This window comes from Agromyces tardus (assembly GCF_003710805.1).
GTDB classification, from domain to species: domain Bacteria; phylum Actinomycetota; class Actinomycetes; order Actinomycetales; family Microbacteriaceae; genus Agromyces; species Agromyces tardus.
The window spans coordinates 26,595-41,790 of record NZ_RHHB01000013.1; the positions used below are offsets into that span (position 1 = coordinate 26,595).

A 15,196-nucleotide genomic window follows, 5' to 3' on the forward strand; every position below is an offset into this window, starting at 1 on the left:
CCGACGCGCGGCGCCGCCCCCGGTCACCGACGGGCGGCGCCGCGCGGATCGTCGAGGGTCGCGGCCGCGACGATCGCCGCCGCCACCATGAGTCCCACGCCGATGAGCGACGTGAGCATGACGCCGCCGTCGAAGGCGTGGGCCGCCGCCGCGACGAGCTGGTCGCCCACTGCGGCCGGCAGCTTCTCGGCCACCGTGACCGCGCCCGCGAGGGTCTCGGTCGCGGCATCCGCCTGCGCCTCGGTGAGCGACGCGGGCACCTCGATCGCATCGCGGTACCAGGCGGCCAGGATGCTGCCGAGCACCGCCGTGCCGAGCACCGCGCCGAGCTCGTAGGCGGTCTCGGAGACGGCGGAGGCCGCACCGGCCTTCGCGGGCGGCGCGCTCGAGAGGATGAGCTCGTTCGAGACCGTCTCGGCTGCGCCGATGCCCAGGCCGAGGAGCACGAAGGCGAGGACGACGGGCGCGAGCGCCTGCGACGCCGACGTCAACGCGATCACGAGGTAGCCCGCGGCCGAGAGCAGGAGCGCCACGGGAACCAGCACGCGCGGATGCACCCGCCGGGCCACCGGGACGACGGCGACGCCCGCGACGATCATCACGACGAGCCCCGGCAGCAGGGCGAGGCCGGCGTCGACGGGCGAGAGCCCGAGGATGAGCTGCAGGTGCTGCGAGACGAAGTAGAGGAATCCCACGAGCGCGATGACGCTCAGGAGGTTGACCACGACGCTGCCGCCGAAGGACCCCTGGCGCAGGAGCCGCACGTCGAGCATCGGCGACGCGCTGCGCAACTGCCGCCGCACGAACCACACGCCCGCGAACACGCCGATCACGACGGCCTGCACGCCGAAGCCGTCGACCCCGTCGGTCGCGAGCGACTTGATGCCGTAGACGACGGCGCCCATCGCCGCGAGCGAGAGCACGATGCTCAGCGGGTCGATGCGGCCCGGGGCGGGGTCGCGGCTCTCGGGGATGAGGATCGGCACGAGCACGACGAGCGGCACGAGCACGGGCACGGCGAGCAGGAACACCGAGCCCCACCCGAACTGCTCGAGCAGGATGCCGCCCACGAGCGGCCCGAGGGCGGCGCCCGCGGCGAAGCCCGTGGCCCAGATCGCGATCGCGATGCGCCGCTGCTCGCGGTCGGCGAAGACCGAGCGCAGGAGCGACAGGGTCGACGGCATGAGCATCGCCCCGAAGAAGCCGAGCGCGGCGCGCGCGGCGATGAGCGCCTCGGCGGTCGGCGCGAACGCGGCGACGACCGAGAGCAGCGCGAAGCCGATCGAGCCGATGAGCAGCATGCGGCGCCGGCCCCAGCGGTCGCCGGCACTGCCCATGGCGACGAGCAGTGCGGCGAGCACGAGCGGGTAGGCGTCGATGATCCAGAGCTGCTGGGCCGCCGTGGGCGCGAGATCGCGCGAGATGGCGGGAAGGGCGAAGCTCAGCACGGTGTTGTCGATCGACACGAGGAGCACCGGCAGCATGAGCACCGCGAGTGCGAACCAGGCGCGGCGCGGCGCGCGGCGGGGGGCGATGGGGACCGGTGCCGGTTCGATGGTCGTGCGGTCGTGGGTGGGGTGCTGCGTCTCGATCATGATCGTGTCCTATAACTGTACCGTCTGGTCGGTATAGTATCAGAGAAGCGCCGAGCCATCCTCGCTACGATCGACCTCATGAGCCGCCCACCCGCCGCACGCGACGCCGTGCTCGACGCGTTCGAGCGCCTCCTCATCGAGGGCGGCGAGCGCGCCGCCACGCTCGAGGCCACCGCGCGTGCGGCCGGCGTCTCGAAGGGCGGGCTCCTCTACCACTTCGGCTCGCGCGAAGCGCTCGTCGACGCCGTGCTCGCCCGGTTCCTCTCGCTCGTCGAGGCCGACGTGGAGCAGCTCGAGAACGCGCCCGAGGGCGCGGTCGCCTACTACGTGCGCAGCTCCGTGGCCGTCGGCCACCCGCTCGACCGGGCCGGCGTCGCCGCCACCCGCCTCGCCCAGGCCGGCAGCACCGCCGCGGTCCGCACGATCCGGGCGGTGCGCCAGCGCTGGCTCGACTCCGTGCGCCGGCACGTCGCCGACCCGACCGTCGCCCTCGCCATCACGCTCATCGGCGACGGGCTCTACTACGACTCGTCGCTGCACGGCCATGACCCCGAGCTCGGCGTCGACGCGCCGCGCCCCGCCGAGATGGACGCCCTCGTCGCGCTGCTCGAGCGGCTCGTGGCGGCGCCGCCCGCGATCGGCGAACAGCCGGCCGCCGCCGAGTGACGCCCTGACGCCACGAGGCGGGCGACTCCGTGAGCCGCCCGCCTCGTGGCATCCGTTGGCCGCAGCGACTATTCGGTGATGTCGACCTCGACCATGACGTCGGCGTCGATCGCCTGCCGCACCCGCTCGATGACGTCGGCGGGGACCGGCGAGTCGACGGTGAGCACGCTGAGCGCCTGGCCACCGGCCTCGCGGCGGGCGATCTGCATGCCCGCGATGTTGATGCCGGCCTCGCCGAACTCGCTGCCGTACACGGCGACGATGCCCGGGCGGTCGGTGTAGAGCATGACGATGTGGTGGTCGGCGATCGGCACCTCCACGTCGTAGCCGTTGACGCCCACGAGCTTCTCGATCTGCTTCGTGCCCGTGAGGGTGCCCGACACCGACAGCTGCGTGCCGTCGGCGAGCGCGCCGCGCAGCGTGATGACGTTGCGGTACTCGGGGCTCTCGGCGTCGGTGATGAGGCGCACCGCGATGCCGCGCTGCTCGGCGAGGAGCGGCGCGTTGACGTACGAGACGGTCTCGCTCACGACGTTCGTGAAGACGCCCTTGAGCGCGGCGAGCTTGAGCACGCTGACGTCGTAGTCGACGAGCTCGCCGTGCACCTCGACGTCGAGGCTCGTGAGCGGGCCGTGCGCGAGGCCCGCGAACAGCTGGCCCAGCTTCTCGACGAGCGGGATGCCGGGACGCACGTAGGGGTCGATGACGCCGCCGGCGACGTTGACCGCGTCGGGCACGAGCTCGCCGGCGAGCGCGAGGCGCACCGACTTCGCGACCGAGATGCCCGCCTTCTCCTGCGCCTCGTCGGTCGAGGCACCGAGGTGCGGCGTGACGACGACGTTCGGCAGGGCGAGCAGCGGCGACTCCTTCGGCGGCTCGGACACGAACACGTCGAGGCCCGCGCCGGCGATCGTTCCGGCGACGAGCGCGTCGTGCAGGTCGGACTCGTCGATGAGTCCGCCGCGGGCGACGTTCACGATGTAGGCGGTGGGCTTCATCTTCGCGAGCTGCTCGGCGGCGATCATCCCGGTCGTCTCGGGGGTCTTCGGCATGTGGATCGTGATGAAGTCGGCGCGCTCGAGGAGCTCGTCGAGGGTCACGGTCTGCACGCCGAGCTGCTGGGCGCGCGTGGCGGTGATGTAGGGGTCGTACGCGATGACCTGCGTGCCGAACGCCTGCAGGCGCGCGGCGATGAGGGCGCCGATGCGGCCGAGGCCGATGATGCCCACGGTCTTCTCGTAGAGCTCGGTGCCGGTGTAGGCCGAGCGCTTCCACTCCCCCTTGGCGAGGGCCGCGTGCGCGGCGGGGATGTGACGGGCGAGGCTCAGGATGTGGCCGACCGTGAGCTCGGCGGCCGAGATGATGTTCGACGTCGGCGCGTTCACGACCATGACGCCGGCCGTGGTCGCGGCCTTGATGTCGACGTTGTCGAGACCCACGCCCGCGCGGGCGATGACCTTGAGCTGCTTCGCCGCGGCGATCGCCTCGGCGTCGACCCTGGTCGCGGAGCGCACGAGGATCGCGTGCGCGTCGGACAGCGCGGCGAGCAGCGCCGCACGGTCGGTGCCGTCGACGTTGCGGATCTCGAAGTCGGGCCCGAGGGCGTCGACGGTGGCGGGCGAGAGTTCTTCGGCGATCAGCACGACCGGCTTTGACACGAACGGGTCCTTCACGGGCTCGGGGAAACCGTGCGAGATGCACGGGAATGCGCCGGCGTCGTCGGAGGCGCGGATGACGCAGCCACTCTACTTCAGGCGGTCGCCCCGGCCGATTTCTGTGACGCCGTGCGAGATCGGCGACGCGTTCAGGCGAAGAGCGCGCCCGGCCCGAGCAGGAGCACGATGTCGAGGTACAGCAGCGCCGAGACGGCGAGGCCCGCGAGGTAGAAGCCCGCCTGCAGGAGCAGGGATCGGCGTCGGCCGAGCACGAAGGCCGCGGCGAACAGGCCGATCGGCAGCACGACCGCGGCGATGAGCAGCACCCAGCCGACCGCGGTGATGCTGGTGTCGAGCGCCGCCGCGTACTGCGACAGGCCCACGAGGTTGCCCACGGCCTCCCACACGTCGTACGCGTAGAAGAGGCCGAAGAGCACCGCGAGCGCGACGCGCAGGGGGAAGAACGCGGGGCGAGCGGATGCCGCCGGCCCGGCCGCGGTGGCCTGCTCCCCCACGTCGGACCGCTCGCCTGCCTGCTCGGGCTCCACCGCCTCGGTCATGCCGTCACCCCCATCACGAACGGCAGCGGGACCAGCACGATGGCGCCCGCCAACAGCCAGACGAGGCGCACCCGCGGGCGGCCTCGCGTCGCCGCGAACGCGACGGCGTACCAGAGGGCCGGAGCCAGCACCGCGAGCCACAGCCCGACCGAGAACATGAACGACGCGACCGGGTCGTCGCCGCCGAGCGCGCCGAACCCGGTGGCGGTGAGGATCCATCCGATCGTGTACAGCAGGTACACGCCGCCGAAGACCCCGAGCAGCACGAGCTCGGCGGAGCCGGGCTGCGTCGCGGCATCCGCTTCGGTCTCGGCCTCCGCTTCGACGGGCTCATCGGCGTCGACCGCCCCCGCGGCCGGCTCGCCGGTGTCGACGGGCCCGGAGGCTGCCGCATCCGTCGTGCCGGCGTCGGCGCGAGTGCCGGCACCGGCGTCGCGAGCCTCGGCGGGCACGTCGACGGGGCGGCCCACTCGCTTCCATCCGGGTGCGAGGGTGGGGTCGTCGTCGCCCTCCCAGCGCAGGGCTTCGTCGTCGGGATCGCCGCTCATGCCCTCACCCTATCGAGGGCGGGGGCATGCACGGCGTGACCGGGCGGCGGCTATCCCGCGGCGCACAGGCTCGGGTCGGCGGGGACCGGGGCCGGCTCGGGGGTCGAGGGCTCGCAGAAGGCGGTGCGAGCGCGGTCGACGAGCTCGTCGACGTACCGGTCGGCACTCGCCCGGACGATCCGGAGGTGCATGTCGACGCGGTCGAGGAGCTCCTCGACATAGCGGTCGGCGCTCGCGCGCACGAGCTGGCGGTGCCCCGCGGGGGTCTGGCCCCACTCGGGTGCGGGGGCCGTCGCGCAGGACGCGAGGCCGGCCGCGGCGATGAGCACGAGGCCTGCGAGGGCGGTGCGGGTGTTCTGTGTGTGTTCCATGCCTCCACGATGGCGAGGGGCGGTATGAGGGCACGCCGCCGCCGGTATGAGGGCGGTATGAGCGTCGGGATGCCGCCATTGACACCCGTCGCTCCCGCTCGCACACTGCAGGCATGGGCATCGACGTGCTCGGAACGCTCTCGACGGATGACGCGGCGCTCAGCCCGCAGGAACGGGCGGTGGTCGCCGCACTGGCGGTGGATCCGGGTCGTGAGGTGCGCCCGGGCGACCTCGCGGAGGCCTGCTGGGGCGAGGACGTCCCACGCACCTGGCAGAAGCAGGTGCAGGCGCTCGTCTCGCGTGTGCGTCGCCGACTCGGCCCCGGCGTCATCGTGACGACCGCGCAGGGCTACGCGCTCGGCGTCGACCCCGAGACGCTCGACTCGGTGCGGTTCGAGCACCTCGTGGAGCGGGCGCGGCGTCATCAGGGCGACGGCGATCCGGAGCGCGCGATCGCGGGGTACGAACGCGCGCTCGAGCTCTGGCGCGGTCCGGCGTTCTCGGATGTCGCGGCCTGGCCGCCCGCGTCGGTGGAGGCCGCCCGCCTCGACGAGATGCGACGCGGCGCCGAGGAGGAGCTGCTGCAGGCGCACCTCGACTGCGGCGAGCACCACAGCGTCATCGCCGAGGCGGAGCGGTTGGTCCGGGCCGAGCCGCTCTCGGAGCGACGCTGGTCGATCCTCGCCATCGCGCTCTACCGCAGCGGTCGCCAGGCCGACGCGCTCGCGGCCCTGCGGCGGCTGCGCGAGGAGCTCGAGACGCGACTCGGCGTCGACCCGGGTGCGGGGATCGCGGCCCTCGAGACCGACATCCTGCGCCAGGACCCGCGACTGGACCCCCCGTCCGCCCCGCGGGCCACCCGGGCCGGGAATCCGTACAAGGGACTGCGTCCCTTCCGCATCGAGGACGCCGGCGACTTCTTCGGACGCGAACCCGAGATCGCCGCGGTGCTGCAGCGCCTCGAACAGGTGCACCTCGTCGCCGTGGTCGGCCCGTCGGGCAGCGGCAAGTCCTCGCTCGTGCTCGCCGGCGTGGCGCCGCGGCTGCGCGACCGGGGCCGCGCGCCGGTGATCCTCACACCGCAGGACCGGCTTCGCATCGGCGACGTCGTGATCATCGACCAGTTCGAGGACGCCTTCCACCCCGGTTGGACCGGGGCCGACTCGGCCGCGTACTGCGACGCCGTCGCGCAGATCGTCGAGGCCGGTCACGACGTCATCCTCGACCTGCGCTCCGACGCGCTCGACCGGTGCATCGCCGATCCTCGGCTCGGACCGTTCGTCACGAGGGGCCTCGTCGTGCTCGCTCCCCCCTCGGCGGACGCGCTGCGCCTCGCGATCGAGGAGCCGGCGAGGTTCGCGGGCCTCCGCGTGGAGCACGGCCTGACCGAGCTCGTCCTCCGCGACGCCGCCGGGCAGCCGGGCGTGCTGCCGCACCTCTCCCACGCCCTCGCCGAGACCTGGCGGCAGCGCGAGGGCTCGGTGCTCACGGTCGAGGCGTACGAATCGGTCGGCGGCATCGGCGGCGCGATCGCCCGGTCGGCCGAGGAACTGTACCTCGGGCTCACGACGGAGGAGCGGGCGCAGTGCCAGGCGTTGCTCCGGCGGCTCGTGTCGCTGACGCCCGACGGACGCACCGTGCAGCACCGGGTCGCGGTCGGCCCGCTCCGGCAGGACGCGCACCGCTCCGCGATCATCGCCCGACTCGTGGACGCGCGGCTCGTGAGCGTGGTGGACGACACGATCACGGTCGCGCACGAGTCGCTCGCGACGGCATGGCCGCGGCTGCACGCGTGGCTCGAGCAGGACGCCGAGGGTGCACGCGTTCTGGCGCAGCTGGCCGCGGCCGCCGAGTCGTGGGACCAAGCCGGCCGCCCGGCCGACGAGCTCTACCGCGGGGCCCGGCTCCGCACCGCCCTCGAATGGCGTGGGACCTCCTCCCCGGACCTCACGCGGACGGAGTCCGACTTCCTCGACGCGTCGGCCGAGCGGGAGTTCGCCGACGAGCGACGAGCGACCGCGCGGGCCCGACGGGAACGACGGCAGAACCGCGTGCTGCGCGGCGCGCTCGCGAGCGCGGTCGTGCTGCTCGTGGCATCCGTCACCGCGACCGCCTTCGCCGTGCGCGGCGCCGAGGACGCCGCGCGGGAACGTCGGTCGGCGGACATCGGCGCGCTCGTCGGCACGTCGCTCTCCCTGCGGTCGTCGCAGCGGGCGGTGGCGGCGCTCCTCGCCGTCGAGGCGCACGCCCGTTGGCCCGAGGATCCGCGCACGCGCGCGTCCCTGATGGGCACGTTCACCGCCGCACCCGCGCTGGTCGGCACGTCGACCGTCGGCGGGACCGAGCGCATCGTCGCAGCACCGCTGCCCGGTGGCGACGAGGCCGTCGTGCTGCGCGAGGACGGCACCGCCGGGGTGTACGACGTCGCGACCGCGCGACTCGTCCGCGATCTCGAGGTGCCGCCGAGCCCGGCTGCGTTCGCCCGCCCCCCGCTGGTCGCAGTGAGCAGCGGAGGCGCCACGGCGGTCATCGTGCGCCCCGTCGCCATCGGATCCGACGTGTTCGACTTCACGGCCGCGTCCGAGCTCGTCGCGGTGGACCTCGGCTCCGGCGAGGCGATCGCACCCCCGGAGACCCTGAGCATCGGCGCCGCCGGCCTGGCCGTGGATGCCGCCGGCTCGCGCGCCGCCGCCGTGGGACTCGACGGCCGCATCCGCATCGTCGACCTCGACACCATGTGGAGCGCGTCGGTCGAGGACGTCGAGCCAGCGGGTCGGATCGCGGTCGCCTTCCTCGACGACGGAGGACTCGTGATCGGCTCCACCGACGCCGTCACGATCCTCGACCCGGCGGAGCGCACCGTCGTCCGTCGATTCGCCGTGCCGCCGGGGTTCGCCGGGGGAACCATCGCGACCGCCGGATCGACCGTCGTCGCAGCCGGCGATGCAGGCATCACCCTGATCGACATCGCGTCCGGCGGGCCGATGTGGAAGCGCGACGCCGACTCGGCGGCCGCTGCGTGCACGTCGCTCACGGTCTCCCCGGTGCACGAGGCCGTCTGGTGCACGACCGAGGCGGGCGAGATCGTGCAACACGACCTCACGACCGGAGCCTCGACGGCGCGGTTCCCGCAACGCGCGGCCGGGGTGTTCCCACGCGCGGACGGCGGCGAGCTCGTCGCCGTCGGGGTCGCGGAACCGGTGTTCTCCAGGTGGGGCCTCGACGGCGGCGGCGCGGTCACCCGCGTGATCGCCTCCGGGGCACATGGTGCCGTGGGCTACGACCCCGCGGGGTCCGCGGTGCTCGTCTCCGACGGTTCCTCGCGGCTGCACGTCTGGGACACGAGCGCCGACGAGAGCAGGCTGGTGCTCCCCGAGACCACCTCACGCGCTCTCTGGGCCGGCGACGACCTGCTCCTCGCGGGGATCACGCCGGGCGGCGGCCCCGTTCTGCTGGATGCCACGACCGGCGAGCTCCAGCCGAGCGACGGCGTACCGTCGCTCACCGATTCCGCGTGGACCGGTCCGGCGGGTCGACGCACCGTGGTCGCCGCGGGCGGCAACGACCTGCGCGTGATCGACCCGGCCACGGGCGAACGGCTCGCCGGACCGTTCGACCTCGGCGCCCGGCCGACCTCGGTGAGTCTGCTCGCGGACGGCTCGCGCCTCCTCGTGACGACGCTGCTGGGCGGTGTCTCGACGAGCCGGGTGCTCGACGCCGCAGACGGCGAGGCCGTCTCGCCGGAACTCGTCGGACCATCGATCACGACGGCGGCGGGCGACACCCTCGTCGGCGCCTACGGGACGCGCCTCCTGACCTACGACCCGGCCGGCCTCTCCGTGACCGGGTCGCTGCCGAGCGCCGCTGCCGGCATCACCTCGCTGCAGGCGAGCACCGACGGCAGCACGGTGCTGGCGACGGGGACCGACGGATCGGCGACCCTCTTCGATCTCGACGGCGGCGTGCAGTTGGGCGACGCGATCCCCTCGGCCGGCGGCGACGGATTCGCGGCCTCGCTGAGGCCTGACGGCGGTGAGCTCGCGGTGGCACTCACGGACGGACTGCAGCTCTGGGACCTCGATCCCGATGTGCAGGCCGAGGCTGCCTGCCGGATCGCGGGGCGCGACCTCACGCGAGCGGAATGGGACACCTACCTCGGTGCGATCGCGTCCTACCGCTCGACGTGCGGGTTCGGGTCCACTGACGGGTGAGGCGGGGACGCCTGCTCGTCGCCGGGGCCCTCGGCATGCCGGCGGCGGGGCCGGCCGAAGCCGACCCCGCCGCGCTGGTGGTGGTGCGTGGTGCGGGTGCGACCGGAGGTCAGAACACGGGCGTGCCGTTCCGCACGAGCCGCCAGTTCTCGACGTGGAAGTCGGCCGGATCGATCGTGCCCGCCGCCGAGGCGTACGACACGATCGCCTCCCGGATGGCCACCTGGGCGTTGTAGACCACCGGGGCGCCCGCGATGTGCGGGAACCCGCCGCCGCCGGACTGGCGGTAGTTGTTGACCGCGACGAGGAACTGCTGGTCGGATGCGACGGGCGCACCGTTGTAGGCGAGGCCCACGATGCGCGAGCCGACCGGCTGGGAGATGTCGACGCCGTACTCGACGCCCGAGAACTGGTCGTAGTTGTAGTCGGGCGTGTTGCCGGCGTTGGTCCACGTCGCCGGCGCCACCGGTGCCGCGGGATCCACCTGCACGAAGTACTTCGCCGAGTACTCGAGGTAGTCCTTGATCTGGGCTCCCGTGAGGATCGAGGCGAGCAGCGTGTTGTCGTAGATGTAGAGTCCCGCGACGTCCTTGATCGTGACCTGGCCGGCCGGGAACGTGGCCGCGCGGTTGAACGGCGCGGCAATCGAGACGACGGGCAGCGCCGCCTCGGGCGTGCCCGCCACCGCCGCGGCGACGGTCGCCGTCTGCACGGCGTTCACGTAGTCGAGGATCGCCGTGTCCTTCCAGCACGCCTCGGCCGCCGACATGGCCTCGGTCGAGACCGCCACCGGCGTGTTGACGTAGGCGACGACCGCCTCGTGCTGGGCCTTGACGACGGCGACGAGCGCGGGGTCGTCGACCACGGTGTTCGTGTTCACGGTCAGCGCCGAGCCCGTGGTGACGCTCCACTTGCCGCGGGCGAACTCGAGCGTGAGGTCGAACACGCTCACCCGCTGACCCCAGTTCTTCGGCTCGCTGAGCACCACCTGCCGACCGGTCTGGGCGTTCGTGACCAGGCGCTGCGGCACGTCCTTGTGGGCGTGCCCGAACAGGATCGCGTCGATGCCGGGCACCTGCTCGGCGACCAGCGCGGCGGCGTTCTCGATGGGAAGGTCGCCGACGTACGAGGAGGTGCCGCTGTCGCCCGCATGCGCGCTCACGACCACGACATCGGCTCCCGCGGCACGGATGACCGGCACCCACCGGGCCGCCGCCTCCACGAGGCCCTGCACTTCGAGCTTGCCGCTCACGTTCGCCTTGTCCCAGATCACGACACCGGGGTTGGTGAGGCCGAGCACGCCGACACGGATCGGCGGACGCCCCTTCACCTTCATCCGCTTGATCGTGTACGGCGTGAAGGCGGGCACCTTCGTGCCGGCGTGCACGGCGTTCGCGGCGAGCACGTCGGCGTCCATCTGCGAGATCCAGTAGTCGAGGAAGTCCAGGCCGTAGTTGAACTCGTGGTTGCCGAGCGCGACGGCGTCGTAGCCGATCGCGTTCATCTGCGCGGCCATCGGATGGATCGCGCCGGATTGGGTGACGGGGTCGACGAGCGCGTAGTAGAACCCGAGCGGCGAGCCCTGGATGGTGTCGCCGGCGTCGAACAGCAGCGTGTGCTCCCGCCCGCGATCGGCCCGGATCTGGTTCACGACGCTCGACACCCGCGCGAGGCCGACGGCGTTGCCGGCGCTGTCGCTGAAGGTGGCGTCCTTGTAGTAGTCCCAGTTCACGGCGTTGCTGTGCAGGTCGGAGGTGCCCATGATCGTGATGGTCACGGAGTCGTCGCCGGGCGCGGCCTGGGCGGAGCCGGGCCATCCGGCCGCCGCGAGCACGCCGGCGGCCGACAGGCCGACCAGTACGTTGCGTCGGCTGACGCCGGGGGTCGTGGGCTCCAGTTCGTCGTCGGGGACGGCGCAGGAGCACCAGCGTGGAGTGGGTTCGGGGTCACGGTGCGTGTGCAGGGTCATGGGACACGATGCGACCACACGCGGGCACCCCCTGACAAGGGGTTGAGCATGATCGGTTCGTGCTCATTCGCGCACGGGGAGAACGGGCGGTGGACGACGGGTGAACGCCGACGGCGGGGCCGGCCGAAGCCGACCCCGCCGTGCGGGTGCGCAGGAGTGCAGGTGGGTTCGCGGCTAGCGCGCGACCTCGCCGTCCACATAGTCGTCGTCCTCCGCCGTGTTCCACGCGAAGAGCTTGCGCAGCTCGCGGCCGGTGGCCTCGATCGGGTGGCCCTGGCCCTTGGCGCGGAGCTCGAGGAACTCCTTCGCGCCGTTGTCCTGGTCGTCGATGAAGCGCTTGGCGAACGCGCCCGACTGGATGTCGGCGAGCACGCCCTGCATGTTCTCCTTGACGTGCGCGTCGATGACGCGGGGGCCCGAGACGTAGTCGCCGTACTCGGCCGTGTCGGAGACCGACCAGCGCTGCTTGGAGATGCCGCCCTCCCACATGAGGTCGACGATGAGCTTGAGCTCGTGGAGCACCTCGAAGTAGGCGATCTCGGGCTGGTAGCCGGCCTCGGTGAGGGTCTCGAAGCCGTATTGCACGAGCTGCGAGACGCCGCCGCAGAGCACGGCCTGCTCGCCGAACAGGTCGGTCTCGGTCTCTTCCGTGAAGGTGGTCTTGATGACGCCGGCGCGGGTGCCGCCGATCGCCTTGGCATACGACTTCGCGAGGTCCCACGCGGTGCCCGAGGCATCCTGCTCGACCGCGATGATGTCGGGGATGCCGCGACCCGCGACGAACTCGCGACGCACGGTGTGGCCCGGCGCCTTGGGGGCGACGAGGATCACGTCGACGCCCTCGGGCGCCGTGATGTAGCCGAAGCGCACGTTGAAGCCGTGGCCGAAGACGAGGGTCTTGCCCTCGGACAGGTTGTCCTTGACGGACTCGGCGTAGATGTGGCGCTGGAACTGGTCGGGCGCGAGGATGACGACGACGTCGGCCCACGCCGCGGCATCCGCGACGCTCTTGACCTCGAAGCCGGCCTCCTCGGCCTTGGGCGCCGACTTCGAGCCCTCCTTGAGGCCGATGACGACCTCGACGCCGGAGTCGCGGAGGTTCTGCGCGTGCGCGTGCCCCTGCGAGCCGTAGCCGATGACGGCGACCTTCTTGCCCTGGATGAGCGAGAGGTCCGCGTCCTTGTCGTAGTAGATCTCAGCCATGTGCTGTTCTTTCTCCTTGGTTTCGGTTCAGGTGACGGATGCCGCGGCGCCGTGCCGCCGCATCCGCGGATCAGTTCTTGAAGACGCGCTCGGTGATCGACTTGCCGCCGCGGCCGATGGCGAGCAGGCCCGACTGGGCGATCTCCTTGATGCCGTAGGGCTCGAGCACCTTGAGCAGCGCGGTGGTCTTGCCGGAGTCGCCGGTGACCTCGATGACGAGGGCGTCGGTCGACACGTCGACGACGCGGGCGCGGAAGAGGTTCACGGCCTCGAGCACCTGCGAGCGGGTGGTGTTGTCGACGCGCACCTTGATGAGCAGGTGCTCGCGCTGCACCGACTGGGCCGGGTCGAGCTCGACGATCTTGATGACGTTGATGAGCTTGTTGAGCTGCTTCGTGACCTGTTCGAGCGGCAGGTCCTCCACGTCGACCACGACCGTGATGCGGGAGAGCCCCTCGATCTCGGAGCGGCCCACGGCGAGGCTCTCGATGTTGAAGCCGCGGCGGGCGAACAGCCCCGCGACGCGTGTCAGCAGACCCGGCTTGTCCTCGACGAGGAGCGAGAGAACGTGCGTCGACATGGTCAGTCCTCCTCGCTGAATGCCGGCGAGTGATCGCGGGCGTACTGGATGTAGCTGTTCGAGACGCCCTGCGGCACCATCGGCCACACCATGGCGTCGGCCGACACGACGAAGTCGATCACGACCGGGCGGTCGTTGGTCTCGAGCGCGAGCTTGATCGCGGCGTCGACCTCCTCCTCCTTCGTGACGCGGATGCCGAGCGCGCCGTAGGCCTCGGCGAGCGCCACGAAGTCGGGCACGCGCACCGAGTCGTGCCCGGTGTTCAGGTCGGTGTTCGAGTAGCGGCCGTCGTAGAACAGCGTCTGCCACTGGCGCACCATGCCGAGCGAGGAGTTGTTGATGATCGCGACCTTGATGGGGATGTCGTTCAGGGTGCAGGTCGCGAGCTCCTGGTTGGTCATCTGGAAGCATCCGTCGCCGTCGATCGCCCACACGACGCGGTGCGGCTCGGCGACCTTCGCGCCCATGGCCGCGGGGACGCCGTAGCCCATGGTGCCGGCGCCGCCCGAGTTCAGCCAGGCGTTGGGACGCTCGTACTTGATGAACTGCGCCGCCCACATCTGGTGCTGGCCGACGCCCGCGGCGTAGACGCCCTCGGGCCCGGTGAGCTCGCCGATGCGCTGGATGACGTACTGCGGCGCGAGGAGGCCGTCGGACGGCTGCGAGTAGCCGAGCGGGAACTCCGAGCGGAGCCCCTCGAGCGTGGCCCACCACTCGTCGAGGTCGGGCGTGGTCTGCTTGACGGCCTCGCGGTACGCGGCGAGCAGGTCGACGAGCACCTCCTTGGCGTCGCCCACGATCGGCACGTCGGCCGTGCGGATCTTGCCGATCTCGGCCGGGTCGATGTCGACGTGCACGACCTTCGCCTCGGGGGCGAAGAGCGCCGCCTTGCCCGTGACGCGGTCGTCGAAGCGGGCGCCGAGCGCGATGAGCAGGTCGGACTCCTGCAGCGCGAGCACCGCGGGCACGGTGCCGTGCATGCCGGGCATGCCCAGGTTCTGCCGGTGCGAGTCGGGGAACGCGCCGCGGGCCATGAGGGTCGTGACGACGGGGATGTTCGTGGCCTCGGCGAGCGCGAGCAGCTCTTCGGAGGCGCGCGAGCGGATGATGCCGCCGCCCACGTAGAGCACGGGGCGCTTCGCCTCCGCGATGAGCTGGGCCGCCGCGGAGACCTGCTTGCCGTGCGCCTTCATGATCGGCCGGTAGCCGGGCAGGTCGAGCTTCGGCGGCCAGCGGAAGGGGAACGTCGCCTGCTGCGCGTCCTTCGTGATGTCGACGAGCACGGGACCGGGGCGTCCGGTGGTGGCGATGTGCACGGCGGCGGCGATGGCCGCGGGGATCTCGTCGGCGCGCTTCACGAGGAACGAGTGCTTCGTGATCGGCATCGTGATGCCGACGATGTCGGCCTCCTGGAAGGCGTCGGTGCCCATGAGGTTCGAGAACACCTGGCCGGTGATCGCGAGCAGCGGCACGGAGTCCATGTGGGCGTCGGCGATCGCGGTCACGAGGTTCGTGGCGCCCGGGCCCGAGGTCGCGATCGCGACGCCGAGCTTGCCCGACGACGAGGCGTAGCCCTCGGCGGCGTGGCCGGCGCCCTGCTCGTGGCGCACGAGGATGTGGCGGAGCTTGCGGCTGTCGAGCAGCGGATCGTAGACGGGCAGGATCGCGCCGCCGGGGAGCCCGAAGACGTCGGTGATGCCGAGGAGCTCGAGCGAACGGACGACCGCCTGGGCTCCCGTGAGGAGCTCAGGCGTGCCGTGGGGCAGGTTGGCGGGCGATGGCACGGCAGTTGATTCCGTGGACATTCGGTTCCTGTTCTGGTGGACGGTGTGTGTGCG

The 15,196-nt window shown here is 72.1% G+C and carries 11 protein-coding genes; 2 read left to right on the forward strand and 9 right to left on the reverse strand.

The annotated features are described in order from the left end of the window. Positions 1-23: 23 nt before the first annotated feature. Entirely contained in the window at positions 24-1,595 is a 1,572-nt protein-coding gene (locus EDM22_RS08995) for an MFS transporter (RefSeq protein WP_122936727.1), read from the reverse strand. A gap of 78 nt (positions 1,596-1,673) precedes the next feature. Here EDM22_RS08995 and EDM22_RS20165 point away from each other — a divergent pair, with 78 nt between their 5' ends. Continuing rightward, positions 1,674-2,261 (forward strand): TetR/AcrR family transcriptional regulator, encoded by a 588-nt coding sequence (locus EDM22_RS20165; RefSeq protein ID WP_122936728.1) that lies wholly within the window; start codon positions 1,674-1,676, stop codon positions 2,259-2,261. Between the two features lie 68 nt (positions 2,262-2,329). On the opposite strand, the gene serA is transcribed toward EDM22_RS20165, so the two are convergent. The 4 genes from serA to EDM22_RS09020 form a co-directional block, all read right to left on the reverse strand. Then, positions 2,330-3,919: a phosphoglycerate dehydrogenase gene (gene serA / locus EDM22_RS09005; RefSeq protein ID WP_122936768.1), complete on the reverse strand. Its 1,590-nt coding sequence runs from the start codon at positions 3,917-3,919 to the stop codon at positions 2,330-2,332. 146 nt (positions 3,920-4,065) lie between these two features. Continuing rightward, the gene (locus tag EDM22_RS09010) at positions 4,066-4,476 is read right to left on the reverse strand and encodes a hypothetical protein (RefSeq protein ID WP_122936729.1); all 411 of its coding nucleotides are present in this window, start codon (positions 4,474-4,476) and stop codon (positions 4,066-4,068) included. After that, complete coding sequence (locus EDM22_RS09015) at positions 4,473-5,024, reverse strand: DNA polymerase III subunit gamma/tau (RefSeq protein ID WP_122936730.1); 552 nt, start codon at positions 5,022-5,024, stop codon at positions 4,473-4,475. Before EDM22_RS09015 ends, EDM22_RS09010 begins: the two co-directional genes overlap by 4 nt. Positions 5,025-5,074: 50 nt before the next feature. Next, positions 5,075-5,395 carry a hypothetical protein gene (locus tag EDM22_RS09020; protein ID WP_122936731.1) on the reverse strand — a complete coding sequence of 107 codons (321 nt, stop codon included), beginning with the start codon at positions 5,393-5,395 and terminating at the stop codon, positions 5,075-5,077. A gap of 113 nt (positions 5,396-5,508) precedes the next feature. On the opposite strand from EDM22_RS09020, the gene EDM22_RS09025 reads away from it, so the two are divergent. Next, a complete protein-coding gene (locus EDM22_RS09025) occupies positions 5,509-9,606 on the forward strand; it encodes an nSTAND1 domain-containing NTPase (RefSeq protein ID WP_122936732.1) in 4,098 nt (1,365 codons plus the stop codon). 109 nt (positions 9,607-9,715) lie between these two features. Here EDM22_RS09025 and EDM22_RS09030 read toward each other — a convergent pair whose 3' ends face one another. The 4 genes from EDM22_RS09030 to EDM22_RS09045 form a co-directional block, all read right to left on the reverse strand. Then, a complete protein-coding gene (locus tag EDM22_RS09030; protein ID WP_122936733.1) occupies positions 9,716-11,575 on the reverse strand; it encodes a bifunctional metallophosphatase/5'-nucleotidase in 1,860 nt (619 codons plus the stop codon). A gap of 174 nt (positions 11,576-11,749) precedes the next feature. Then, the gene (gene ilvC / locus EDM22_RS09035; RefSeq protein ID WP_122936734.1) at positions 11,750-12,778 is read right to left on the reverse strand and encodes a ketol-acid reductoisomerase; all 1,029 of its coding nucleotides are present in this window, start codon (positions 12,776-12,778) and stop codon (positions 11,750-11,752) included. A gap of 70 nt (positions 12,779-12,848) precedes the next feature. Beyond that, positions 12,849-13,358, reverse strand: a complete 510-nt coding sequence (ilvN, locus tag EDM22_RS09040) for an acetolactate synthase small subunit (RefSeq protein ID WP_122936735.1) — start codon at positions 13,356-13,358, stop codon at positions 12,849-12,851. A 2-nt stretch (positions 13,359-13,360) separates the two neighbouring features. Then, positions 13,361-15,163 (reverse strand): acetolactate synthase large subunit, encoded by a 1,803-nt coding sequence (locus tag EDM22_RS09045; protein ID WP_122936736.1) that lies wholly within the window; start codon positions 15,161-15,163, stop codon positions 13,361-13,363. Between the last annotated feature and the right edge of the window lie 33 nt (positions 15,164-15,196).

Coding starts and splice junctions, on each gene's coding strand:
- EDM22_RS08995 (WP_122936727.1), bottom strand. CDS start 1,595: ATGATCGAGACGCAGCACCCCACCCACGACCGCACGACCATCGAACCG.
- EDM22_RS20165 (WP_122936728.1), top strand. CDS start 1,674: ATGAGCCGCCCACCCGCCGCACGCGACGCCGTGCTCGACGCGTTCGAG.
- EDM22_RS09010 (WP_122936729.1), bottom strand. CDS start 4,476: ATGACCGAGGCGGTGGAGCCCGAGCAGGCAGGCGAGCGGTCCGACGTG.
- EDM22_RS09015 (WP_122936730.1), bottom strand. CDS start 5,024: ATGAGCGGCGATCCCGACGACGAAGCCCTGCGCTGGGAGGGCGACGAC.
- EDM22_RS09020 (WP_122936731.1), bottom strand. CDS start 5,395: ATGGAACACACACAGAACACCCGCACCGCCCTCGCAGGCCTCGTGCTC.
- EDM22_RS09025 (WP_122936732.1), top strand. CDS start 5,509: ATGGGCATCGACGTGCTCGGAACGCTCTCGACGGATGACGCGGCGCTC.
- EDM22_RS09030 (WP_122936733.1), bottom strand. CDS start 11,575: ATGACCCTGCACACGCACCGTGACCCCGAACCCACTCCACGCTGGTGC.
- ilvC (WP_122936734.1), bottom strand. CDS start 12,778: ATGGCTGAGATCTACTACGACAAGGACGCGGACCTCTCGCTCATCCAG.
- ilvN (WP_122936735.1), bottom strand. CDS start 13,358: ATGTCGACGCACGTTCTCTCGCTCCTCGTCGAGGACAAGCCGGGTCTG.
- EDM22_RS09045 (WP_122936736.1), bottom strand. CDS start 15,163: ATGTCCACGGAATCAACTGCCGTGCCATCGCCCGCCAACCTGCCCCAC.